Here is a 24,933-nt window from a genome sequence, read left to right on the forward strand (position 1 = left end):
TCTATGCCCGTCCTTGGGCATAACGCCGAGCGTCCATTGGCAAGGTTTCAAATAGTTGGAGTGGGCGCCTTGCAGGCCGATGCAGTCGTTTCAGGTGATCCATCGAGGACCCTGTTTTCCGACCCCACGTCAAGATTCAGGCCGAGAAGCCGTGACTCTTCTTCAATGTCCTGTGCACTTCGATTACGATAATCAGCATGGATCCACTTGACCAACCCATAGGCCATGATCAGTAGCAGGAAGAGAAATGGAATCGATGTCAGGATGACTGAGGTCTTCACGGTTTTCAGCGAAATATGATTGGCGATCATGGTCAAGGGCACCAAGGCCAGCATGACGCACCAGAAGAGTCGCAGGAAAGGTGAAGGATCACGGCCTTCAGGCAGATTACGCGTGGTAGCGGCAGCTACGGTATAGGCAGAGGCGTCGATGTGCGAAGCCAGGAAGATCACCATCACAAACAAATAGAACGCAGTCGCTACCGTGGACATCGGAAACCCGTCCAGCAACCGAGTAATCGCCACTTCTCCACCTTGGCTGGCAACGATGGCTGGAACATCGAGTTGCCCCTGAATCAATTGATCGATGCCGTAGCCACTCAGGCTGCCGAAAATTGCCCAACAACTGACACTTCCCCCCAACAACAGCGCCGCCGAGACCTCTTTCAACGTGCGACCACGAGAAACTCGTGCGACAAAAATCGAAACCGCAGGTGTGTAGGAGATCGCCCAGAACCAATAGAACACCGTCCAGTTCCGTGTGAACTCACCACTACCTGACGGATCGGTGAAAAGGCTCATGTGCAGGAAGTTAGAGAACATCAAGCCCACGCCATTCACGGTATTGTTGACGATAAAGCCCGTCGGTCCGACCACCAGCACCGCCAGTGCACAAAATAATGCGCCCCAGCACACCATGCTCGCCAGGCGCTGCATTCCGCCTTCCAGCCCGATGTATGAACTGAGCGAAAAGATACTGGCGATCAGCAACACGATTCCCGCTTGCATCGCAAAGTTGTTTTCCAGTCCCGTCAGGTTTGAGAAGCCGTTGGAGAATGTCAGCGTGGTCACCACCATGGTGACAGTGAGTCCGCCGAAGGTGCCAATTAGGAAAATGATATCCACCAGGCGGCCAATCGGGCCGTTGGCTTTCCATCCCGTAACAGCCTCGATGATGCCGGCGAGGCTGAGCTTGTCATGCTTGCGCACATGATAGTAATAAGCCATGGCCATGCCGCCCACCGCATAGCACGCCCATGTACCAAAGCCCCAATGGAAGAACGCATACGCGATGCTCATGTTCAACGCTTCGGTTGAACCTGCCGTGATATTCAAACCCGGCGTGTTGTAGTAGTAAGCCCACTCCACCAATCCCCAATAGAGGGTAGCGGAACTCAATCCTGCGCAAATGAACATGAAGATCCAGGGCACGGTCTTGAACTGGGGCTGACCCGAGCCCAGACGAATGTTCCCGTACTTGCTGAAAATGATGAACAGCGAGCCCGCCACAAAAGCCAGGAAGGTCAACAGTACCGGCGCTGAGAGTAGCGTCGTGGCACGAGTGAACAACTGGCTGGCGACCTGCTCGGAGCGCGCCGGAAAGGCGGCCAAAGCAAACACAGTGAGGAAGATCGAAACCACACTGACCACTATCAGCAAATAATCTTTGCTGGCTCGGGGAAGTTGGTCACCCGGCTGAACCGGGTTAACTTTCACGGAAATTTTCATGGATTACCTTTCTATAGCGGCTGTATTGATCTTGTTTTTGCCTCTTCCCTGGCGACCTTCGTCCGCCTGGAACAGTCATAGAAGTGCAGAAGTGACACCCCCGCCCAAAGTGCGATCGAGCGTGGTCAATCGTGGTACAACTGGCCTTTGGAGCGGGGGCGGAGCAGTATAGGAACAGGTCGAAAAGACCTTACATCCACAATCGCCGATCCTTGCATCTGCGTCGGCGAAGTAAGCTCTCAGTCAAAAAAAAGACGACCTCAAAGGTCGCCTTACGTGTACCCGAGTACACTGCCTGCCAATTGGCTTCCCACCCTCGCCTTTAGCGTTTCTCTGAAACGGGTTATTTACGCATCGACAGACTGCCGAGAGATGTAGACGGCGTAAACGTCACGCTCAGCGGCACTCGACACCCAAAGTTCTGTAGAGATACCCGCCCTCGTACGCGATGAGGTACAAGCAGAATTGGAGGCTATTAAAAGTGTCCGTTATGGGTCGTTTTCAGCCGGTCGCCACAGGCAGAAATCGGCCAAAAGAAGCCGTTTGATCAAGGACGGTTACCGGTCAAGCCTTCGGACAAGGCGCTTTGTGTCCCAGCTTGATGAACGGCAAATTCCTCAGTTCCAAACCTCTGTAGCTCCATACCGATATTACTCAGTCTCTCCAAGCGGGCGCTTTCTCCCAAGACATAAGGCTCCTGGTCTTGACGCGGAAGAAAACCCTGATGCATTCGCACCTCAAAAATTGTCCGTGAAACCCCGTTGATAATTTCTACAAAGGATGTCGAAACCGGTGAGCGCTGAACGTTTGCCTGATGTACCACGGCCCCCGCTTCCGTTTCCGCTCCTCGAATCCTGAGCAATGCCCATTCTTTTCCAGGTGAGCCAGACATGACCAGTTCAACGGTGACGCCTCCATTCCCTTCGTAACCTCGTACGATTGGCCTTTCTAAGCTGGAGGCGGCATAACAATAATTGCCCACCCCAAGCCCTACCACTTGCGCGATGAACACCAAAGGCGAAATGAGCGCTTTCAAACACGACATGCTGCTATCTCAACGAATAAGGCAGCTCAGCATAGAAAACCCTGAGCTGTTGACCTATAGCACTACTTATCCATAAGCTGTGCATATGACGTACATCTCAAACGATATTTTTCCTCCCTTCGAAGCCCTGCAAGCTGCCCTTGCCTCCGCCAGAACCGGTTCTTTCACTGCAGCGGCAGCGGAACTGGAAGTTACACATGCGACCATCAGCCGACGTGTGGAAATGGCTGAAAAATGGTTTCAATGCTCCTTGTTCGACCGCCATGCGCGCGGTGTCACCGTTACGGCCACGGGACAAATCGCGCTGGCCAAAGTCGCTCATGCCTTCGAACAACTGAAACAAGCGCGACAGCCCCGGCCCGCCGGCCAAACCTTACCCATCGTCAAATTGGCCACTACGTCGTCCTTCGCACGTTTTTGGTTGATCCCGCGCCTGACCGAACTGGAAGGCACGACTCAGGATTTACGGATCGAACTGGTCACCTCTGCGCTGAATGCCAGCCTTTCCTCAGGCGAGGTCGATCTGGCCATCAGATACGGGCGTGGACAATGGAATGACGGAGACGAGGAGCCACTGTTCGAGGAGTCACTTTGCCCCGTGGCGTCACCCGAAGTCCTCGCCATGAACGAACAGCCGTTGTCCTTGATAAAGGACACTCCGCTGCTACACACCGGTGACACGACACTGTGGCGAGCGTGGATGAGCCATCACGGTAAACGCCTGACTTCGAAGCCCACCGACAGGGTGATGGGTGACTACGCCCAGGCAATCGAAGCCGCCCGCTCAGGATTGGGCATCGCACTCTGGAATCCGGCGATTCACGCTCTTGATGCATTCAATGGACAATTGATTGCGTTGAATAAATTGAGCTGCCCAAGCCCGCTGAGATTCTTCCTGCTGTCGAAGCCTGGCCCGGCTCATACACCGCCAATGAGGGTTCGGTCAAGGCTTCACCGGTTATTGAGTAAAGGCTTCACCTTTTGAAACCAAGGGACGAAAACGTCCCTTGGTACTGTTTCAGGCGCTCCAATGAAGGGCTGCAATAGGTTGATAGTGGCCCATCGCGAAAGGCAGCAATCGGCCCGTGCCAACAGTGAACGCCGCCATCACGAAATCGATAGCACTTTTCACTCTCACCTACCTCCAATGACATGCGTGTTTCTCCTGACAACCTGGAGGTCTATATGTCGATTCGCAAGATCGTTCTACTTTCCTATCTGGGATTGGCACTCGCTGGGTGCGCTGGCTCAAGCCAGGAGCCCCCTCCCACCACCATGCAAGTCGACCTGCAAAAATACCAGGGCACCTGGTACGAGCAGGCCAGGTTGCCTATGTTCTTTCAGCGCAATTGCCAGCAGTCAGAAGCGCATTATGGTCTACGTGATGATGGTCGCATTGACGTCACCAATCGTTGCAGGGAACAGGATGGCGAGTGGAAAGAGGTACGCGGAATTGCCGAATCGCAGCAGCCAGGTAAGACAGACAAACTGTGGGTGCAATTTGATAACTGGTTCAGCCGCATTGCACCAGGAATAACCAAAGGTGAGTATTGGGTGCTTTACCACGACCCCGCCTACCAGTTCGCACTGGTCGGCCACCCGAACCGAGAATATCTATGGGTGATTTCACGCGCATCTGAAATTAACGGCGTCAAACGCGAACAGCTGCTAAAGATTGCTCAGCGACAGGGGTATGACACCAGCAAACTAATCTGGCGTCCGGCAGATCCGACCAAGCCCTAGTCAACTTGTAATGATCCGTAGGCAGCAGTCTACCGATTGCTGCCTGACGTGAGTGTCAGAGAACGGCCAATAGCGGACAGTCAGCCGCGCTATTGACCAATCATCAGATCTTCACATACGAACGTTCAATTGACCTTGTTCAACTGCGGCAACTGCCACTTGCCGGACAATACATCTTCTTTCACATCTTCTTTCGGCTGGTACAAACGCAGCAGTACATAGAAGCCGCCCTGCGGGGCCGGCAGCCAGTTGGCGGCATTTTCGCCTTGAGGTTTTTTGTGGGAAATTGGAATCGTGATCGAACCGTCCGACGCGACTTTCAGGCCCTGCGTATCGGTGCCGACCTTGTAGCGATTGATCTCGTTATCGACCAGCATCTTGTCGCTGGCGTCGTACATGGTCAGTGACCAGAAGGCATTGACCGGCGGTGCCGAAGCCAGTTTGACCTCGTATTGATTGTCGCCGGTGAGGGGTTGGTTTTTGCTGTCGGTGAAGCGGATCGGGTACATCGCTTCATGCTCACCCTGGCCGCCGAGATACGGCCCCGCCACCATGGCGCGCAGCGGATAGATGTAGCCAAAGCTATCCAGACCGGTGACCCAGTTCCAGCCATTGCGCACTTCTGACGTGCTGGCAAGCGACGCAATCGCTACGTAGGGCGCATCGTTCAAACCTTCCTCAAGTCCCTTGCGCGTAGCTGGATTGAGTTTATCCGGGGAAAAGCCTTTCTCCGTCAGGCCGATACGGGCGAATTGGGCAAACAGTGCGGCGTCAGCAGGTTTGACCGGATTGTCCTTGAGCGCCGCGGCCAACTCCGTGAAGAAGCCCAGCGGATCGTCTGTTTGCGGCAACGCCGGCAAGGTCTCGTCCTTGTGCGACTTGCCACTCAGTGGCACGACACTGAACTGCTTTTGCAGCGCCAGAATCGGCGCGACATCTTCGCCCTGCTTGACTTGAATGCGACCCAAAAGCCAGATTTTCTGGGTCGTGACGTCAAGACGTTTGGCATCTTTGGGCAATTCACCTTTCCACCCTGGCGGCACTAACACGAACTTTCCAGCTTGGGTGCCAGTGGTGCGCCGCCCGACATAGTGCTCAAGTTCTTGCCACATGTTGAATACGTCGACCACGTAATAGTGGTCATGGGTATCCGGCACACTCAATACATACGGTTCGGTCAGATCCAGCACCGCGCTCATGTAGTAGGTGTCATTGTTGGCAGTGGGCATGTCCTTGGCGGACGGTGAAGCCAGCTTGCGGACACTGTGGCAGCACACATCCACCCTTATCGCGAAGTATTCCTCGCCTGGCCATAGCGATCCCTGACCGCCTCATCGCCGGGCAGGCCTTACTCAGCATAAAAGGTCACTGTATCGGAGTTTATTGTGGAATCTGTGTCTGACTGTCGGCCCCTTCGCTCGCTAGCATTGATGCTCTCGCGGCGAAAAACGTGATGAAATCTTCAATCAGACGCTGATACCGATCAGCGATAAGAGGGATCGAAATGTTCGACAGTTCCGCGGTGCTCACTGTTTTCTGGGTTTATCTGGCAGGCGTAGTGGTTCCGGGGCCGAACTTCGTCGCCGTTGTTCACAAGGCAGTAGCCGCGACACGTGCCGAGGCGCTGGCCTTAGTCGCCGGTATAGTGACCGTGAACCTGCTCTGGTCTGGCTGTGCGATCACAGGCCTAGGCCTTGTGTTTGCCGCCTTCCCATGGGCGGTACTGGTAGTGAAGATAATGGGTGCGGCGTACCTGATGTGGTTTGGCGTACGCCTGATCATTAAAGCAGGCAAGCATCCCGCCTTACGGCCTTGCGAGGGCCCGGCTGGCAGCGTCCGGAAATCTTTCTTTCAAGGTGTCGTCACCAACATCGGCAATCCTAAATCCATAGCCTTCTACGCCGCCGTCTTTTCAGCAGCAGCCCCCGCCCACCCCTCGGTCAGCACTTTCGTCTCAATGCTGGCGGTTGTGGTGGTTGTTTCGCTGACCTGGTATGGACTGGTTGCGGTGGCTTTGTCGCAACCAACGATTTCCTCGGCGTATCAGAAGGCTCGGAAAGTGATTGATCGCCTGTGCGGTGGTCTGATTCTGGGCTTGGGAGTACGACAGCTGACCTGAGTATTGAATCGACCGCGAGACGTGGGGAGACTCCGCTATCGCCCAAAAGCAGGCCATGGCCGCGCTGCTAATGCGCCAGTAATGGGGGCTAAAGTCATCTCGCTTTTCCTCCTCACCTCATGTCGCGTTTCTAGCGCGACACTCAAGCCGAACAGGGAGTTACGCATGGACAAGGAACGCTATCAGACACAATCGGCGCAAAACATCGCGCCAGATGCATCGTCTACTGATAGTTGGGAAGCCAGCCCGCTAGCCTAGGTTTGAGGCATACCCAAGTCCGGTCAGTGCAATCATCGGCAACCAAACGCCGCGAAAGGAGCGACGGCCTCCTGGCACATACCCTGTGGATGGCATTCGACGGTTTTGTGATCAATCAACGCGTGGGAGATTGCCGCGATATGGGAAAAATTGCAGATCTGTACACTGAAATGCTGTTACTCGATTGAACCCAGGTAAAAAATCGTGAAAGGCCACAAACATTCAACCGATCGCCCAGAACCGATTCGCGTCACCGAAGCCTGAGCCCCGGAGGACAGTTCGGGCTGTCCTCGCTGTGCTGCCCGCGCAGCTGCCTGTCGTAGTCGGTGTTGCGGCCGCCAATGGAGCCTGCAATCAGCTCGTAGCTTTAACGCGACGTATGCATCACACACATCTCAAGGAGGCATCGATGATGCCAAGTCACTTTGTCTCTTCCTTGGGTGTACAGATGGTATGGACATGGAACTGCACCCCGTCGAGTGCTGCCTTGATCTGATCGGCTGCGCGCTGGCATGCCTCCATATTCTGGTATTCGGCATGGTCGACCGCGGGTGCCGGCAGTGGGCTGTTGGTACCAAGAATGATCCAGAGAATGTAGTTCATGACGCCTCCAACGCTTCTCGCAGGTGATGCAGTCTAGCCGTGGATCAATGGCGGCGACACAGCGACTGCCAGTGAAAATAAAGCCCTTGGCTATTCGAAGCTTGAAAACACTGTCAGTTACCTGGAAATCGGGGTCGATGATGCCTCGACATGGCAAAACAGTCGATGGTCTGATCATCCATAGCGCCACTTTTCCACTGCTATGCTCATAGCATCCGTTACTGCACCAGAGACGAGCAGCATGGCAGCACAAGGCGCGCAATCCCCTATCTCGTTCAAGGCAATGGCCTGCTCGGCCGGAGTTTTACTTGTCACTTGGGCTGCCATAAAGCTGCTCGACAATTACTTCGAACTGACATTGTTGGCAGATACCACGGGCTGGCTGCTTCTTTTTTGGGATTGGCTTGCACTGGAAACACCCATGCCCAATTGGTCGCTGCTGATGATTATCGCGATTTTGATCGGCACCTTATCCGTAGCGATTTACTACACCCGCATCAAGGATGGAACGCACGGCGAGCTTCACGAGATAGAGCGAAAAATTTACACAAAGAACAATCCTCAGTTCCCACAGTTGACCGATAACCAGACGCTACTGATGGAAGCGTTGGCCTATCATGCGAACTTCAGAAAAATTGCAAATTTAAACTCGGTTTGCAAACTTGTCTCACTCAGTACGCTGGAAGTTGAAGTCGGCCTGAAGCAACTCCAGGCTAAACGTCTTGTGAGGCAAAACGTGACAAGGGGTACGTTCGGCGCCACCACGTTTGAACTTACCCTGGCCGGTAAGGATTACGCGTTAGAGAGACTTGAGCTGACGTAGACGTTCGGGCGGTAACTTCTTTGAGCCCTGGTTTCACAGCGTGGCGGAGCATCGCCCGTGTCGCAGGCGAATTGCTCCCGTGGCGTTGCACTAGCGACGATAGTAGCGGCGATCATCCTCGTAGCGGTGCCGCATGGCCCGATCCTGGTGGCGCTCCCAATCACGATGGCGTTCTGCTTCACGGCGGGCTTGCTCTCGACGCCAGTAATCTCTACGCCTGTCGTCTCGACGCCAATCGTCTCTGCGATCGTGCCAACGACCGTCATGCCAGTATCGGTCGTCATGGGCAAGCAGCGGCCCTTGCTGCCTGTCGGCCCTGCTGGCCAAGGTCGGCCAAGGGTTTGCGGCCGCCTGGACCGGTACCTCAACGACCGCGACTTCAGTGGCCAAAATAGGGGTTGAGGCCTTCATCGTTGTAGCTGACGCCGAGCCCAATGCCGCGAACGCCAACAGGCCGAACAGCACCCTGCGTGGGTCAAGGAATTTCATGAGCGAAGACAACCTCTGAATGATATTTGGAGGGGTAGACGCGCGATCCTGTGAGCTCGCGCTGAGCGAACGTTATGCCTATCCAGATAGACCGATAAACAAGAAAAAGTTCTAGCGACCGCTGTTTAAATCGCCAAGGGTGTCAGTGCGTGTGCCCTTTGAAGTTGGCAATTTCGATATCCATTGCCTCTGCCCTCTTCTGCCCGGCGTGAAGAGCAGCAGCCCCTCCTGCCTGGATGTTGCGGTGGAACAAATGCTGCTGGTCGCGACGGCCGTTGCAGCAGGAACTTCAGGGTATTGGTCGGGTCATAGCGGCGCTGTATCGGAAATACCGAGCAGTGCTGTGGTCTGTTTGCGATGCCGTCCGAGTTCAGTCGAGTCCGCCCCCTGATGCCAACCAAGAGTGTTCTGCCGGGTCTCATCCTGGTGTTCTGCGCCGTCGCGTCGTTTTGTTCTGCCGCGGCCGAGCGAAGAACGCCCGCGCAAAGTAACAGCGCATCAACCGCCCTGATCGAAACAGCCTCGCGGCAGTATGAAAATGGCCAACTCGACCAGGCCGCTGCCACGCTGGAGCGTGCCCTGCATATCCAGCCCAACAATCCCGCGACGCTGCACTACCTAGGTGTATTGCGTCTTCAGCAGGGGCAGTACCAGCAGGCTGAAACCCTGGCGGCGCGCTCGAACATAGGCGTGGGTCGCAACGTCGAGTTGCGCAACCGCAACCTCCAATTGATCCAGGCGGCGCAGCAAGCCCAATCTTCAGGTACCCCGCCCAATGTCAATGCGGACAGGGTCGCTGTACAGAAGGGGTTGCAAGAGCAGACTCAACGGCACCGCGAAGCAGACATGGCGGTTGTTGAGCAATCCACTGCGCAAACGCGCGAAGGAACATTGCAAAGGGTTAATGTCGAGTCAGACCGGGCATACGCTGAGGCTGAGATTCCCCGCGGCCATAGGCCGCCTCCAGGCAAATGCCGAGTCTGGTTTCCTGATCGACCGCCGGGTCAGCAGCCTGCCCCCGGCAAATGCAAGAAACTGCGTTATCGGGTTCCCGCGGGGGCCTATCTGGTAAGCGGTTGAGTTGTTGCAGTTGAAAAAAGAGCGCCATCGAGGCGCTCGTGTCACTTTGGAACTTGATTCACGCCACCTGCATCAACTTCGAAAAAACCTGCAAATGGTGATCGTCATCACCCAACTGACGGGCCACCATCAGCAAATGTTTGGCATGGTGCGACAACAGGTACTCCCATGTCAGGCCGATGCCGCCATGTAACTGGATACCCTGGTCGGCGACAAAACGACTGGCGCGGCTGACGATGAACTTGGCGGCCGCCAGAATGCGGCTGCGTTCGTCGGTGTCCGCCTGGTCTGCCACGCAGGCGGCGAGCAGGGTCATCGAGATGGCCTGGTCCAGTTCGATGTGCATATCGACCATGCGATGCTGCAACACCTGGAACTTGCCGATCGGCTGGCCGAACTGCTGGCGCGTCTTCAGGTAATCGAGGGTCAACGCGCAGGCCGCTTGCATGCTGCCCACGGCTTCGGCGCATTGCGCGGCGATGCACCGGCCTTGTTGGTAACGCAGCGCCGGCAAGGCATTCCCCGGCTCGCCGAGCAACGCATCGTTATCGACAAACACGTCGTCAAGGTACAGCTCACAGGCCTTGCGCCCATCCATCGTATCGAAAACACGCCGACGCACGCCGCGGGCCTGAGGATCGACCAGAAACAGGCTGATGCCCTTCTCGTCCCGAGTCTCATGGTGGGTGCGTGCCGACACCAAAATCAGTCCGGCGCTCTGGCCGCCGATGATGACGGACTTGCGACCATTGAGCTGCCAGCCTCCGGTTACCGGTTCGGCGGTAGTCTGAACATCTTGCAAGCGGTAGTGGCTCTGCGGCTCATCGATGGCAACGGCCAGTTGCAGGCTGGCGCTGCCGACCTGCGGCAACAACGTGTCCTTCTGGTCTGCGCTGCCCAACTGGGCGATCAGGCCACCGGCGAAAATCACCGAGTGCAAATACGGTTCAAGGCACAGCCCCCGACCCAGCTCGGTCATGATCAGCATGTTCTCCACACCGCTGCCGCCGTATCCGCCATAGGCCTCAGCGAAAGGCACGGCGCACAGCCCCAGTTCGCCCAATTGCTGCATGAACGGGGCGCTGAAGCCGTGCGCGCTCTGGCGGTATTGCTCGCGATGCTCAAAACCGTAGACGTCACGCACCAGCCGCGCGGCGGTTTCCTGCAACATCAGTTGCTCTTCTGTCAGTTTGAAATCCATGATCGGGGCGCCTTACAGTTCTAGGATCATTTTCGCGATGATGTTCTTCTGGATTTCGTTGGCTCCACCGTAGATCGAGGCCTTGCGCGCATCCAGATACTGGTAGGTGGCCGCACTGCTGTAGTCGGTGTAGAGCAAGGGCTCCTCACCATATCCGAGCTCATCCTCAATGAACGGCAAGGCATACGGGCCTACGGCTTTGCTGATCAGGTAGGTAATGGCCTGCCGGATCTCGGTGCCCTTGATCTTCAGGAACGAACTTTCGGCACCGGGCACATCACCGTTTTGTGTGGCGGCCAGGGTCCGCAGGTTGCTCATTTCAGCGGCCATCAACTGCATGTCGACTTCAGCGATCTGCACGCGAAACAGCGGATCTTCGATCAACGGCCGGCCATCACGGACTTCCTGGCTGGCAATACGCTTGAGCCGGCTGAGCAATGCCTTGTTCTGGGCTATCCCGCCAATGCTGGTGCGCTCGTGGGTCAGCAAATACTTGGCGCAGGTCCAACCATCATTTTCCTGCCCGACCAGATTCGCCACCGGCACCCGCACGTTGTCGAAGAACACTTCGTTGACTTCATGTTCGCCGTCGAGGGTAATGATCGGCCGCACGGTGATGCCGGGCGTTTTCATATCGATCAGCAGGAACGAAATGCCCCGCTGCTGACGGGCCTCGGGATCGGTGCGCACCAGGCAGAACATCCAGTCGGCAAAATGCGCCAGCGTGGTCCAGGTTTTCTGGCCGTTGACCACGTAGTGATCGCCCTCGCGCACCGCGCGGGTTTTCAGCGACGACAAATCAGATCCGGCACCGGGCTCGGAGTAGCCCTGGCACCACCAGTCCTCACAGGCAAGAATCCGCGGAAGGAAATGCGCTTTCTGCTCGGTGGTGCCGAACTTGATAATCACCGGGGCGACCATCTTCAGGCCGAACGACACCACTTTCGGCGCCCCCGCGGCAAAGCACTCTTCGTCGAAAATATGTTTCTGCACGGCACTCCAACCGGTGCCGCCGTGTGCCTGCGGCCAACCCGGCGCCAGCCAGCCTTGCCGGTCGAGGATCTGCATCCATTGCACCTGGTGTTCCTTGCTCAGGCGTTTGCCCAGCGAGATGCGCTCGGACAGTTCGCTGGGCAGGTTGTCGCGCAGGAAGGCCCGGACATCCTCGCGAAAGGCTTGTTCGTGCACTGAGAATTCAATGTCCATCCATCAACTCCAAAAGCATTGGGGTGTGCGCTGATCCCTCTGATCCCCCAAGTGGGAGCGAGCCTGCTCGCGAGGGTGGATCAGCGGCATTGCTGTCGACTGACACACCCTCGCGAGCAGGCTCGCTCCTACAGGGGTAACGAGGCGTATCAGTCGAAAACGATGACCGAGCGCGCCAGCTCTCCGCGACGCAGTTCATCGAACGCTTCGTTGATCTGGTCGAGGCGAATGCGCTGGGAAATCATTTCGTCGAGCTTGAGCTTGCCGGCCATGTAGAAATCCACCAGGCGCGGCATGTCGACCGGGAAGCGGTTGGACCCCATCAGCGATCCCTGGATACGTCGCTCGTGCAGCAACTGCAACGGGTCCAGCTCGATTTTCAGGCCAGGTTTGAGCATGCCGATCACCGTGGCGGTGCCGCCGCGAGCCAGCATCGCGAACGCCTGCTCGGCGGTCTGCTTGAGGCCGATGCATTCGAAGGCGTGATGTACGCCCCCGCGAGTCAATTCCATCACTTGTTTGGCAGCGTCGCCATCGCGGCCATTGATCACGTCGGTGGCACCGAACTGTTTGGCCAGCTCGAGCTTCGAGTCGAGCATGTCGATGGCGATGATCCGCCCTGCCCCCGCCAGCGCCGCACCGTTGATCGCGGCCAGGCCGATACCACCGCAGCCGATCACGGCCACGGTTTCGCCCGGACGTACCTTGGCGGTGTTGAACACCGCGCCAGTGCCGGTGGTGACGGCGCAGCCGAGCAATGCGGCGCGGTCCAGCGGCATGTCGCGGCGGATCGCCACGCAGGCGTTTTCGTGCACCAGCATCTGCTCGGCGAAACCGGACAGGTTGACGAACTGCGGAATCGGTTTTTGCACGTAAGTCAGGCGCGACTCTTCATCCTTGCCACGCTTGGTTTCCGGGGACACGCAGCGGGCCAGATGGCCGGTGACGCAGTGGTCGCAATGGCCGCAGAACACGGTCAGGCACGTCACCACATGGTCACCGGGCTTGACCGAGCGCACCTCGGAGCCTACCTGCTCGACCACCCCGGCGGCCTCGTGACCCAGTACCAGCGGGCCGGGATACGGAAACGAGCCATCGATTACGTGCAAATCGGAATGGCAGACGCCCACTGCTTTTGTACGGATCAACACCTCACGCGGGCCCGGTTTACTGATGCCCACTTCTTCAATGACCAGGGGGGCTCCAACTTGATGGAATACGGCAGCTTTCATGGCAGTTCTCTCTCAAGAATGTTGTGGGTTCAGGCCGGGTTGGCCGCTGAGCGCAACACCGCTTTGGCGTGGCTGAATGTGCGGAAGCCATCAATGCCGTGGTAGGCACCCATGCCGCTCTGACCGACGCCGCCGAACGGCAGACCTTCGGTGCTGGCATGACTCAACACGCCATTGAGGGTGACGCCGCCGGAGCAGGTACGGGTCAGTACCAGCGCTTCTTCGGCGGCGTCGTTGCCGAAGTAATACAGCGCCAGCGGCCGGGGCCGGGCGTTGATCCGGGCGATCACATCGGTGATGGTTTCGTAGGGTGTGATCGGCAGCAGCGGGCCAAAGATTTCGTCCTGCATCACTTGCAAGTCGTCACCGGGATTGCGCAGCAGGGTCGGCACGATCTTGTTGCGTGCACCGTCGCTGAAGTCTTCAGCGGCGGCGTTCAGTTCGATCAGCTCGACACCGGCCTCCCGCGCTTCCTTCAGGTAGCCCTGCAAACGCTCGAAATGACGGGCATTGATGATCGAGGTGTACTCGGGGTTGTCCTTGAGCGTGGGGAAGAACCTGGCGACCACGGCCCTGGCCACGCTGATGAAGGCTTGCACCGACTCCTGCGGCACGAAAACGTAGTCCGGGGCGACACACAGCTGACCGGCGTTGAGCAGTTTGCCGATGACCACCTTGGCCACCGCATCCTTGAAATCGGCGCTACGGGAAATGATGCTCGGCGACTTGCCGCCCAGCTCCAGAGTCACCGGTACGAGGTTTTGCGCCGCGGCGCGCAATACGTGTTTGCCAATGCTGGTGGCGCCGGTGAACAGCAGATGATCGAACGGCTGGCCGCAGAACGTCTGACCGACCTCGGCGCCGCCCAGGACCACCGCCACTTCATCTTCGGCATAGACCGAACGGATCAACCGGGCGATCAGTGCCGAAGTGTGCGGGGTGAACTCCGACGGTTTGATCATCACCCGGTTACCGGCCGCCAAGGCACCGGCCAAGCCGCTGAACACCATGTAGCCCGGCACGTTCCACGCGGTGACAATGCCCACCACGCCCAACGGCTGGTATTGCACCCAGGCTTCACCGGCCCGGGCCTGACGTTTTTCCGGGCGCATCCACTCAGCCAGCTCGGCTTTGGTTTGCTTGAGCGTGGCCAGTGGCGACAGCACCTCGCTGCCCTTGGAGAACCCGGGGCTGCGATGACCGAAGTCAGCCGTCAACGCATCGACAATCTCTTGTTCATGATTGACCAGCAAGCCGATCGCCCGGTCGAGCAACTCACAACGCTCTTCGAAGCTGTAGGGTTCGCGAGCCAGGAAGGCCGCCCGCTGTTTTTCCAGGATCGCGCGGATGTCGGTACTCGGCGAACTCTCGATGGCGCTCATCATTACCTCTCTTGTTTTTGTCAGGCCGCGGCCGCGCTCAGGCAACCATGCGTGGGGTCTGGCTGCATGGTTGATCATTCCTGGCGAGACGCCGCCACCCGGATCAGGTGGGTGGCGCCGGGCAGCACAATTTCAGGCGAGGATGCCCATGGCCTTGGCGCTGTTGATTGCCTGAGTGCGGCGGCAGGCGCCGAGCTTGACGTTGATGTTCTTGGCGTGGGTCTTGACGGTGTTTTGCGAAATGAACAGGTGGCTGCCGACTTCCCGCACCGACATGCCTTCGGCCAGCAACTTGAGCACCGAAAGCTCGCGGGGTGTCAGGTCGTCCTGGTAATCCGGCACGACGCTCAAGCGGGTGGGCGCTGTTTGTTCACGTTGCGCAATCCGGGCTTTTTGGGCAGTGATCGGCCCCTCGTAGCAGGCGCTGTCGATCTTGCCCCAATGCATTCGACGCTCGGCTTCGTACAGCATCAAGTGCGCCTTTTCCCGCTCCTGATTACGTGAAGCGAGCTCGGACAACAGCAAGTACCCATTGAGTACGAACGGCGCGCAGCAGTCACGTACGGCCACCAACCCGGCCCGGACGACCTGCCCGGCTTCGTCGGTATGGCCCAGCTGCAACAGCAATTCGCCGTGCAGGAACATCAATCGACCGAGTAGCGAACAGGGCTGTGTCCGGTTGCCGGTCATCCGTTTTAGCTCGGTGCGCAACAACGCTTGCGCTTGGCTCAGCTCGCCCTGCAGCATCATCAACCGCACCCGGTCCGTGTTGACCAGTACTTCCGATTCGTGACTGCCCTGGCGCCGGGCAAGCTCCAGCGAAGATTGCAACAGCGCCTGTGCCTCGGTCAGATCGCCGGTCTGCATGGCGATACGTGCCAGGATGCAATGACACAACAACACCGAAAGCCAGTCCTGGTGGGTCAGCACTGCAAGCGCGGCGCGGCAGTGCAGGCTGGCTTGTTCAGTGTTGCCGCGCAAGGCGTGCAGGGTGCCGAACAATCCCTGCCAGTTGGCCAACAGACGCCGATTGCGTTGCGGATCTGGAAGCGGCACGAAGCGCCCCAGGCGTAGCAGGCACTCCTGGGCTTCATCCAGCCGGCCACTGAACAACAGGGCCTTGGCACACAGGTAGATCAGACGGGGACTGCTTTGCAGCAGCTGCGGCTCGATGCGTTCGCGCCAGTCCATGAGTGTGTTCAGGTGCCGCTCACCGAGAATCCAGCTGAGCCACAGGCGTTCCATGTAGTTGGCGGCGACCTCCGGCTGATCGGCGCACAGGGCTTGCTCGACGGCATCATCGACGTGCCCCAGTACACTGAGAAGCTGACAGGCGCGCAGTCGCAGGCGATTAAGCGGCCCAGGACTCAATTGCCCTTGCAGGGGCTGAGCCACCAAAGGCAACAGGCGGAACCAGCCGGGCTGATGATCGACAGGGACCAGAAACGCCTGGCACTGCAACAAACTGTTGAACACCCGACCGGCCTGCTGCCCTTCCCAGAGCTGCTCGCAAAGCTCGGCGCTGGCCTTGGACAGATGCGCCAGACCGCACAACACCTCCAACTGATCTTCGCTCAGGCGCGACAACAGCTCCCGGTCCAGGTATTGGCCGAGCAGCGAAGACCCTGCATCGCCCAATGCCAGTGGCAATAACAGGCGAACACCGGCACACCACCCGCCAGTTTGGTGCCAGAGTCTTTCCCGTGATGCGGTGTCGGTGTCAGGTGCCATGGCATTAATCAACGCCTCGAACTCATCGGGTCGCAAGGCCAGATGTCTGGCCTGCAGATCCAGCAATTGGCCGTCAAGCATCAGGCGCGGCAGGTTCCAGTCCGGGCGTTGGCGGCAGGTGACCAGTATTTGCAGGTGAGGGTTATGCAGGGACAGGAGTTGATCGAACCAGTGGTTCAGATCAGTGGGCAACTCGGCTGGCAGGTCGTCGAAAACCAGTCGAATCTTTGAATCTTCATGGCTTGCAATGGCCTCTTCGCAAGCAAGCGTGCTCCTGCAGTTGACCGTACTCCCATGCAGGAGCGAGCCTGCTCGCGATAGCGGTGGTTCAGTCCCCACCTTTCCTGAACCGAGCAACGCCAGCACCGCATCCGCCGCCACCCCAAATGCACTGGCCAGCGCCGAATTGAGACTTTCCAGCGTCTGCGCCCGCCCACCCAACCTCAACCACACCACTTGCCCGGGTTGCTCCAGGCCTTGCAAATATTCATGCACCAGCGCGGTTTTCCCATAACCGGCAGGTGCGCTAAGCAGTTGCAAGCGGTGTTGCTCGCGCTTGAGTAGATTGCTCAGATGCGGCCGTGGCACAAGCATGACGGACCTCGCTGGTGAAGAGAGGACTCCATCATTGGGCCAGCCGACTGAACACGCGCCACCCACATCAGGGGGGCACAAACGCACAACGCCCTGCGAACAGGGCGTTGATTCAAGCGACGATGGACAGTCAGCGGATGCCGGCGTTACGCAGCGCCGACGGGGTGAAGTCGGTCATCTTCGCCGTCATGCCGTAGGTCGTTGCGTGGCGGGACTGGTTGGTCATCGCCAGCACGTTGTAGCGACCGGCGATCAGGTCATAGATGCCGAGCATGGCGAAGTTGGGCGCCCCGCGCTCGTAGTCGTTGATCGCATAGCCTTCCGCCACCCGCCACAGCTGACCACGGCCGTCGTAATGGTCGACTTCCGCCAGTTGCCAGGTGTCTTCATCGAAGTACATGTCGCGCTTGGCATAGACATGACGCTGCCCCGGCTTCAGCGTGGCCTCGACGTGCCACACGCGGTGCAGCTCGTAACGCGTCAGGTCCTGGTTGATGTGCCCTGGCTTGATGATGTCGTCATACTTCACTTTCGGCGACTGCAAACGGTAGTTGTTGTACGGGATGTACAGTTCCTTTTTGCCGATCAACTTCCAGTCGTAGCGATCCGGCGCACCGTTCATCATGTCGGTGTTGTCGGCGGTGCGCATGCCATCGGAACCGGCGCCCGGACCGTCATAGGCCACCTGCGGCGCACGTCGAACACGGCGTTGACCGGCGTTGTAGACCCACGCCAGGCGCGGCTCCTTGACCTGGTCGATGGTCTCGTGGATCAGGATCACACTGCCGGCCATGCGTGACGGCGCGGTGATTTCCTGCTTGTAGTAGTACAGGACGTTGTCGCCCTCGCCCCCGGTTACGCCTTCCATCAATTGCGGAAATGCCAGTTTGTCGTCGTACTCGACGATGGAGTAGGAGCCGTTGGTTTGCGGTGCGGCCTGCGCGGCCTGGCGCTCCATGTTGCCACCGCGATAACGGTTAGTGTGGTTCCAGTAGATCTCTACACCGTTCTTCGGAATCGGGAACGGGTAGTAGCGGGTCTGGGTGAAGTTGACCAGGCCGTTACCGTCCGGAGTCAGTTCGGTGGTGACCGCACTTTTTTTCGCGATGTCGTAGATGTTTTGTGGCGACGCGGCGGTGCGCTGGGTCTTGAATACCGGGATCTTGTAGCTGTCCGGGTAGCGCTTGAACATCGCCACCTGCCCCGGCGTCAGCTTGTCCTTGTACTGGTCGACGTTGGCCGCGGTAATCACCAGTTGTGGTTTTTCACCCGCAAACGGATCCCCCAGGAAGCCATTGTCGAGTGCCGCTGCACCGGGCCTCAGGCCACCGGTCCAGGCCGGAATGCTGCCATTGGCATTGCCCTCTTTCTGAGCGCCCAACGGGGTCAACGAGGTTCCCAGCTGAGCGGCCTCCTGGGGCGAGACAGCGGCCATCACACCACTGGCCAGCAACGAAAGACTCAGTGCGCCAGCGCGCAGGAAAATACGTGCGTTCATGTTCAGGTTGTTCATATACAAGTACCTCTGGGGCAGAGTTGCATCAGAAATTCACGCCGAAGCTGAGCGCAACGTAGTCGCGGTCGACGTTGGTGTTGAAGTCGCCACCGAAGTAGTTGGTGTAACTCAGGCTGGCGTTGTAGGTGTTCAGGTAGTCCGCATCGACACCGACGCTGACTGCTTTGGAGCCTTCATCGAAGTTCGGGCCGTAACCAGACACGTCATGGGACCAGGCCAGGTTCGGCGACAGGTTGATGCCGGCGATCACGTTCTGGTAATCGAGCTTGCCGCGCAGGCGATAGCCCCAGCTGTTGCTGGTGTAGAAGCCATCGTCATTGCATTCCTGCGCCGGGTTACTGGCTGCCGGCGTGCCTGCGGCAGTGCCTCGGCAGGTGGCCGCTCCGGCGGCGCCCGGCAATTCGCCGGAACCGAAGGCAGGACTGCGACCGAAGCGCAGGTCAGTGCCGTCGGCCTTGCCCAGGCCATTGATGTGGTTGTACCCGACCTCACCCACCACCGTCAGGCGACTGGCGCCCAACACCTGATCGAAGAATTGGGTTGCAGTCACTTGGGCCTGGGTCACCGGCATGCGCTTGTAGCCGTTGACTTCACCCCCCAGGTTACGACCGGCAAAGCCAGTGGTGATCAGCGGTGAGGTCGCGCCGAAGGTCGCGGAGGACAACAGGTCAGCGGTGTTCAGTTGCAGCGGCATGTTCGGCCGGTAGCTGACCTCACCCCCCAGAGACACGCCTTCGACGTTGGTCTGGAAACTCAAGCCATACAGGCGGATATCTTCCGGATAATCGATGAAGTAACGGGCACTGCGGGCCGATGCCACACCACCTGCCGGGTTGCTCATCTGGTTGATGCTCAGGTAAGGGTTACGGCTGTGGTAGTTCAGTGCATAAGCGCCAAACTCGGTGTCGTTGAACTCAGGCACGAACCAGCGCAGGGCAACGCCAAATTGACCACTGTCACGGGCATCGTTGTCCTTGAGGCGCGGGATAAAGGCGTCGTCCGTCCCGGCGGCGATGGCCGCCAGGCCGCCGGTGTTGCTCGCAGCACCCGGTGGCAGGTCGAGACCGGCAATCACCAGGCGGTCGTTGCAACCTTGGGGTACGCCGTCGTTGCCGAAAAACGTTCCGCAGTTGTCGACCACCGATTTGTCCCACTCCAGCTGATAAAACGCTTCGGCGGTGATGTTGTCGGCCAGGCCCTGGGACACGTAAATCAGGTTGACCGGAATCAAGCCTTCCTTCACTTCAGCGCCCGGACGGCGTAACGCCGCAACGTCGATGGGGTTGATGCTGTTGATCGAGTTGCCGATGAACGTACTCTCGCCCCAGCTCACCACTTGCTTGCCCAGGCGCACGTTACCGACCTGATCGCCGAGGGTGTAGTTGTGGTAGACGAAGCTGTCGAGGAACATCGCCCCGGATGACTTGCCTGCGCGATCACGTCCCGCGTCATTGATATCGTAGAACGGACGGCTCTCGTCCATCAGTTCGAAGTCGTACCAATACTTGCCGCGCACGAAGGCGCCGCTGTCGCCATACTTCAATTCCAGGTCATGCACGCCCTTGAAGATCTTCGAGAAGGTTTCACCTTTCTTGAAGTTCAGGCGGTTGTCGTCGGTGGTCCGCGAGGCGGACTCGCCACCGGTGACACCCTGTGAGTTGAAGTTGGAAATGAACTGCTTGTCCGCATCCGTCGTCGACCAACTGGCGCCGACCGACAGCGACGAATCAAACTTGCCCTGAATCTCCCCGATGTTGAAATCAACAGCGTGAGCCTGATGGCTCGCGCACGTTGCAACCATTACAGCTACGGCCAGCAAACTCGGCTGGAAGACGCCGCGCATTGTTGTTTTTGTCATGCGGTTTCTCCGGTTAAGGATAGGTGTTGGTGCGCCCATGCTAGCGGGGCTCCGGTAAGGTCCTGACACCCGAACGGGTGATTTGAACCAGCATTTTCAATGGGTATTTCCAGTGCGTAACAACCCGGTTTTCGCAGCGCGCCCCGGGCGTTACGCCCGGTGACATTCACCCGGCAAAAAGCGTGGTCACTGCGCCGCGCCACTGACCTTTCCATAGAGCGTCACCACGCAGGCACCGCCCAGACCGAGGTTGTGGGCCATGGCCAGACGCGCGCCTTCGACCTGACGCTGTTCGGCGTTTCCGCGCAGTTGCTGGGTCAACTCGTAGCACTGCGCCAGGCCCGTGGCGCCCAGCGGATGCCCCTTGGAAAGCAGTCCGCCGGACGGGTTGATGACGATCTGCCCGCCGTAGGTGTTGTCGCCATCCATGACGAACTTCTCGGCGCCACCCTCCGGGCAAAAACCCAGGGACTCGTAACAGATCACCTCGTTCTGGGCGAAGCAGTCGTGCAGTTCGCAAACATCGATGTCCTGCGGGCCGACGCCAGCCTTCTCGTAGACCTGACCGACAGCGGCGTGAGTCATGTGGGTGCCGACCCAATCGAGCATCGAGGGTTTTTCGAAATTGAAAGATGCCGGGGTGTCGGTGGTCATGGCCTGTGCGACGATTTCCACGTCGCGGCGCAAGCCGTGCTTTTTCGCGAAACGCTCGGACACCAGGATGGCCGCGGCACCGCCGCACGTCGGCGGGCAAGCCATCAAACGCGTCATCACACCCGGCAGAATCACCGGGTCGTTCATCACGTCCTCGACGCTGAGCACCTTGCGAAACAGCGCCAGCGGGTTGTTCGCCGCATGGCGGCTGGCCTTGGCGCGAACTGCGGCGAAGGTTTCCATTTTGCAGCCATATTTGTGCAGGTACTCGCGACCGGCGCCGCCGAAGGTGCGGATGGCCTGGGGCATGCCATCCATATCGGCGGTCAGCCCGCGCAGGATCGGCAAAAAGCGCTCACGGGTTGGCGGACGGTCATCCCAGTGGGATTTCAATGCCCCGGCCTGCATCTGTTCGAAACCGACCGCCAGCACGCAATCGGCCGAGCCGGATTCGATGGCCTTGCGCGCCAGGAACAGCGCGGTGGAACCAGTGGCGCAGTTGTTGTTGACGTTGACCACCGGGATCGCGGTCATGCCCACTTCGTACAGCACGGTCTGGCCGCAGGTGGAATCGCCGTAGACATAACCGGCGTACGCCTCCTGCACCAGATTGTAATCAATACCCGCATCCGCGAGGGCGCGGCGCACCGCTTCGGCCCCCATCTGCACGTAGGTCGGGCTTTCGCTGGGCTTGCGGAACGGGATCATGCCGACGCCGGCAACCAGTACTTTTTCGCTCATGGTGTCACCTGAAAATGAAGGAGAAGGATCACAACTGGCGAGCGATCAGCTCGCGCAGCACTTCACTGGTGCCGCCGAAAATCCGCGTCACGCGCATGTCGACAAAAGCACGGGCAATCGGGTATTCGAGCATGTAGCCGTAACCGCCATGCAGCTGGACCATGTCATCGATGCATTTGCACAGGGTTTCGGTGGCGAACAACTTGGCGATCGCCGACTCCTGGACGGTCAGGCGGCGGCGCATGTGTTCGGCGATGTAGTGGTCGATGGTCAGGCGCACGGCGGTGGCCTGAGCCTTGATGTCGGCCAGCTTGAACTTGGTGTTCTGGAAGTCCCAGACAGTCTGATTGAACGCCTTGCGATCCTTCACGTACTCGACGGTCTGCTCCAGCAGGCGTTCGAGTTTGGCGGCGCTGTAGAGCGCAATCACCAGGCGCTCTTGCGGCAGTTCTTCCATCAAGTGCATGAAGCCTTTGTTCTCTTCACCCAGCAGGTTGCCGACCGGCACGCGCACGTCGTCGAAGAACAGCTCGGCAGTGTCAGCGGCGTGTTGGCCGACTTTTTCCAGTTTGCGCCCGCGACGGAAACCTTCGCGGTTGCACTCGACCATGATCAGGCTGCAACCCTTGGCGCCAGCGCTCGGATCGGTCTTGCACACCACCACGACCATGTCGCAGGTCAGGCCGTTGCTGATGAAGGTCTTGCTGCCGTTGATCACCCACTCGTCACCGTCGCGCACGGCTGTGGTGCGGACTGCCTTGAGGTCCGAGCCGGTACCGGGCTCGGTCATGGCGACAGCGAGGACGGTTTCGCCGGAGCAGACCTTTGGCAACCATTGTTGCTTTTGCTCTTCGGTGCCCAGACGCACGATGTACGGGGCGACGATGTCCGAGTGCACGCCCAGGCTCCAACCCGACACACCGGCGCGGTACAACTCTTCGATCAACACCGCCGAGTGACCAAAGTCACCGCCACCGCCGCCGTACTCGGTCGGCACGGTGAGGCACAGCAGGTTGTGGCGACCGGCCTTGAGCCAGGTTTCCCGGTCGACCTGCCCGGCTTCGTCCCACTGCGCCTGCTTGGGCAGGCATTCACGCTCGAAGAAACGCCGCGCGGTTTCACGCAGCATTTCGTGGTCTTCACGGTAGACGGTACGGTTGATGTGCATCGGAATCTCCAGTGGATTGCCAGACAGACGAGCGCCTGGTTCGTGAGTCCACTGTATGGCTGGGGGGTGGTGATGAAGCCACCCGGATCGGGTAGCGAAACCAAAGGCCTGAAACACGACTCCCTGTAGGAGCGAGTTTGCTCGCGATGGAGGCAAGGACGACGCGTACTGTCAGGCGGCACGCGTTATCGTTGCGTCCATCGCGAGCAAACTCGCTCCTGCAGGGGATTGGGCTGGGGTTATTTGCGCAGTTCGCGCTTGAGGACTTTGCCCGCCGCCGAGAGTGGCAGTTCGTCACGAAACTCAACGGTTTTCGGGCATTTGTAGGGTGCGATGAATTCACGACAAAACAGCCGCAATTGCGCTTCATCGACGGGCGAAGCGGGCGTGCGCACCACCACCGCATGCACCGCCTCGCCCCACTGCGCATGGGGGATACCGATCACCGCGCACATCGCCACGGCCGGATGCCGGGCAAGGACATTCTCGACTTCCACCGAATACACATTCTCGCCACCGCTGACGATCATGTCCTTGAGCCGGTCGACGATGAACAGGTAACCCTGCTCGTCCATCCACGCGGCATCGCCGGTATACAGCCAGCCGTTGCGCAGCGCCTGGGCGGTTTCTTCGGGTTTGTTCCAATAGCCCTGCATGATGTTCGGACCCCGCACGATGATCTCGCCCACCGTGCCACGTGGAACTTCGTGGCCTTGCGGGTCGACGATCTTCACGTTGACGCCCAGCCCGCCACGCCCTACCGAGCGCGACAGTCCACTGATGCGCGCCTCTGGGGTGTGGTTGCACGGCAGGTTGCTCGACACCACCGGGCAGGCCTCGGTCAGTCCGTAGGAATGCGACAGCTCGATGTCCGGAAACCGTTCGAGTACCTGCTCGACCATGTCACCGGCACTGGGCGAAGCGCCGTAGGTCAGACGTTTCAGGCTGCCCAGGTCATAGCGCTCGAAGTCAGGATGAGCCAATAACGCACCGATCATCGTTGGCACCAGCAGCGTCTCGGTGACCCGTTCTCGTTCGATGATCTGCAACGTTTGCAGGGCATCAAACCCGGACACCAGTACATGGCTTTCACCGGCCAGAAACTGGATCAGTGCACGGGCCATGCCCGCCACATGAAACAGCGGCGCGACGTGCAGCAACAGGCCACCGCGTATCGGCGGCATGTCCACCATGCGCGGCATGCACGCCGACCACAGGTTCAAATGGGACTGCATCACACCCTTGGGAAATCCAGTGGTGCCGCCGGTGTACATGATGCAGGCCAGGTCTTCGCCACCACGACCGGCGTCCTCAATCGGCGTGGCCTGGTCAATCAATTGCGCGAAACCCAGCATGCCCAACGGCACTTCGCCCTCACCGGCGTAAATGAACCGCGGCGCATGTCGGGCCGTCTTGCGGATCTCATCGGCCAGACCAGCGAAATGCTCGTCGACAATCAGGATGCCGGTGTTGCAATCGTCCAGCGAGTAGACAATCTCCGGCACGCTCCAGCGTACATTCACCGGATTGAGCACCCCGCCACCCCACCACACGCCCATGATGTATTCCAGGTAACGGTCGGAGTTGAGCGCCAGCATGCCCACCCGGTCCCCCGCTGCCATGCCGAGGTTTTGCAAGGCGCCGGCCAGGCGTGCGACCCGCTCGCCAAATGCGCGATAGGTCTGGCGACGCTCGCCGAAGATCGTCGCGACATGGTCCGGGTTCTGTTGCAGCGTACGTTGCAGGCATTGGGTCATGAACAT

At 58.9% G+C, this 24,933-nt stretch carries 20 protein-coding genes; 5 read left to right on the plus strand and 15 right to left on the minus strand.

Features of this window, described 5'->3' with window-relative positions; genetic code table 11:
- Nucleotides 1-47: 47 nt before the first annotated feature.
- Nucleotides 48-1,727, minus strand: coding sequence for a BCCT family transporter (locus QMK58_RS16140; RefSeq protein ID WP_082344466.1), 1,680 nt, complete (start codon nt 1,725-1,727; stop codon nt 48-50).
- A 547-nt stretch (nt 1,728-2,274) separates the two neighbouring features.
- Entirely contained in the window at nt 2,275-2,772 is a 498-nt protein-coding gene (locus QMK58_RS16145) for a hypothetical protein (protein WP_053159262.1), read from the minus strand.
- 85 nt (nt 2,773-2,857) lie between these two features.
- Here QMK58_RS16145 and QMK58_RS16150 point away from each other — a divergent pair, with 85 nt between their 5' ends.
- Both QMK58_RS16150 and QMK58_RS16155 read left to right on the plus strand, forming a co-directional pair.
- Entirely contained in the window at nt 2,858-3,757 is a 900-nt protein-coding gene (locus tag QMK58_RS16150; protein ID WP_320395025.1) for a LysR substrate-binding domain-containing protein, read from the plus strand.
- A gap of 200 nt (nt 3,758-3,957) precedes the next feature.
- Nucleotides 3,958-4,515 (plus strand): lipocalin family protein, encoded by a 558-nt coding sequence (locus QMK58_RS16155; RefSeq protein ID WP_053159258.1) that lies wholly within the window; start codon nt 3,958-3,960, stop codon nt 4,513-4,515.
- Between the two features lie 125 nt (nt 4,516-4,640).
- Here the strand turns inward: QMK58_RS16155 and QMK58_RS16160 are convergent, their stop codons facing one another.
- Nucleotides 4,641-5,798, minus strand: coding sequence for a DUF1254 domain-containing protein (locus tag QMK58_RS16160; protein WP_053159256.1), 1,158 nt, complete (start codon nt 5,796-5,798; stop codon nt 4,641-4,643).
- Between the two features lie 221 nt (nt 5,799-6,019).
- Between QMK58_RS16160 and QMK58_RS16165 the strand changes: the two genes are divergently transcribed.
- Complete coding sequence (locus QMK58_RS16165) at nt 6,020-6,634, plus strand: LysE family translocator (protein ID WP_320395026.1); 615 nt, start codon at nt 6,020-6,022, stop codon at nt 6,632-6,634.
- Between the two features lie 678 nt (nt 6,635-7,312).
- On the opposite strand, the gene QMK58_RS16170 is transcribed toward QMK58_RS16165, so the two are convergent.
- Nucleotides 7,313-7,495 (minus strand): hypothetical protein, encoded by a 183-nt coding sequence (locus QMK58_RS16170; protein ID WP_053159252.1) that lies wholly within the window; start codon nt 7,493-7,495, stop codon nt 7,313-7,315.
- Between the two features lie 241 nt (nt 7,496-7,736).
- Here QMK58_RS16170 and QMK58_RS16175 point away from each other — a divergent pair, with 241 nt between their 5' ends.
- Nucleotides 7,737-8,318: a hypothetical protein gene (locus QMK58_RS16175; protein ID WP_320395027.1), complete on the plus strand. Its 582-nt coding sequence runs from the start codon at nt 7,737-7,739 to the stop codon at nt 8,316-8,318.
- A 90-nt stretch (nt 8,319-8,408) separates the two neighbouring features.
- On the opposite strand, the gene QMK58_RS16180 is transcribed toward QMK58_RS16175, so the two are convergent.
- The gene (locus QMK58_RS16180; RefSeq protein ID WP_320395028.1) at nt 8,409-8,807 is read right to left on the minus strand and encodes a hypothetical protein; all 399 of its coding nucleotides are present in this window, start codon (nt 8,805-8,807) and stop codon (nt 8,409-8,411) included.
- 390 nt (nt 8,808-9,197) lie between these two features.
- Between QMK58_RS16180 and QMK58_RS16185 the strand changes: the two genes are divergently transcribed.
- Nucleotides 9,198-9,887: a tetratricopeptide repeat protein gene (locus tag QMK58_RS16185; protein ID WP_320395029.1), complete on the plus strand. Its 690-nt coding sequence runs from the start codon at nt 9,198-9,200 to the stop codon at nt 9,885-9,887.
- Nucleotides 9,888-9,945: 58 nt separating this feature from the next.
- Here the strand turns inward: QMK58_RS16185 and QMK58_RS16190 are convergent, their stop codons facing one another.
- From QMK58_RS16190 to QMK58_RS16235, 10 genes are all read right to left on the minus strand, one after another.
- Nucleotides 9,946-11,088, minus strand: coding sequence for an acyl-CoA dehydrogenase (locus QMK58_RS16190; RefSeq protein ID WP_320395030.1), 1,143 nt, complete (start codon nt 11,086-11,088; stop codon nt 9,946-9,948).
- A gap of 12 nt (nt 11,089-11,100) precedes the next feature.
- On the minus strand, nt 11,101-12,294 hold the full coding sequence (locus QMK58_RS16195; RefSeq protein ID WP_053159244.1) for an acyl-CoA dehydrogenase family protein: 1,194 nt from the start codon (nt 12,292-12,294) through the stop codon (nt 11,101-11,103).
- A gap of 149 nt (nt 12,295-12,443) precedes the next feature.
- Complete coding sequence (locus tag QMK58_RS16200) at nt 12,444-13,526, minus strand: Zn-dependent alcohol dehydrogenase (protein WP_053159242.1); 1,083 nt, start codon at nt 13,524-13,526, stop codon at nt 12,444-12,446.
- 29 nt (nt 13,527-13,555) lie between these two features.
- Nucleotides 13,556-14,908, minus strand: a complete 1,353-nt coding sequence (locus QMK58_RS16205) for a coniferyl aldehyde dehydrogenase (protein ID WP_320395031.1) — start codon at nt 14,906-14,908, stop codon at nt 13,556-13,558.
- Between the two features lie 132 nt (nt 14,909-15,040).
- Nucleotides 15,041-17,233, minus strand: a complete 2,193-nt coding sequence (locus tag QMK58_RS16210) for a helix-turn-helix transcriptional regulator (RefSeq protein ID WP_320395032.1) — start codon at nt 17,231-17,233, stop codon at nt 15,041-15,043.
- Nucleotides 17,234-17,363: 130 nt separating this feature from the next.
- Complete coding sequence (locus tag QMK58_RS16215; protein ID WP_320396541.1) at nt 17,364-18,731, minus strand: DUF1329 domain-containing protein; 1,368 nt, start codon at nt 18,729-18,731, stop codon at nt 17,364-17,366.
- Between the two features lie 43 nt (nt 18,732-18,774).
- Complete coding sequence (locus QMK58_RS16220; protein WP_053159239.1) at nt 18,775-20,607, minus strand: DUF1302 domain-containing protein; 1,833 nt, start codon at nt 20,605-20,607, stop codon at nt 18,775-18,777.
- Between the two features lie 186 nt (nt 20,608-20,793).
- Nucleotides 20,794-22,002 carry a lipid-transfer protein gene (locus QMK58_RS16225; RefSeq protein ID WP_053159236.1) on the minus strand — a complete coding sequence of 403 codons (1,209 nt, stop codon included), beginning with the start codon at nt 22,000-22,002 and terminating at the stop codon, nt 20,794-20,796.
- Between the two features lie 28 nt (nt 22,003-22,030).
- Nucleotides 22,031-23,170, minus strand: a complete 1,140-nt coding sequence (locus QMK58_RS16230) for an acyl-CoA dehydrogenase family protein (RefSeq protein ID WP_320395033.1) — start codon at nt 23,168-23,170, stop codon at nt 22,031-22,033.
- Between the two features lie 239 nt (nt 23,171-23,409).
- Complete coding sequence (locus tag QMK58_RS16235; protein WP_320395034.1) at nt 23,410-24,933, minus strand: long-chain fatty acid--CoA ligase; 1,524 nt, start codon at nt 24,931-24,933, stop codon at nt 23,410-23,412.

This window comes from Pseudomonas sp. P8_241, assembly GCF_034008315.1.
GTDB lineage: Bacteria > Pseudomonadota > Gammaproteobacteria > Pseudomonadales > Pseudomonadaceae > Aquipseudomonas.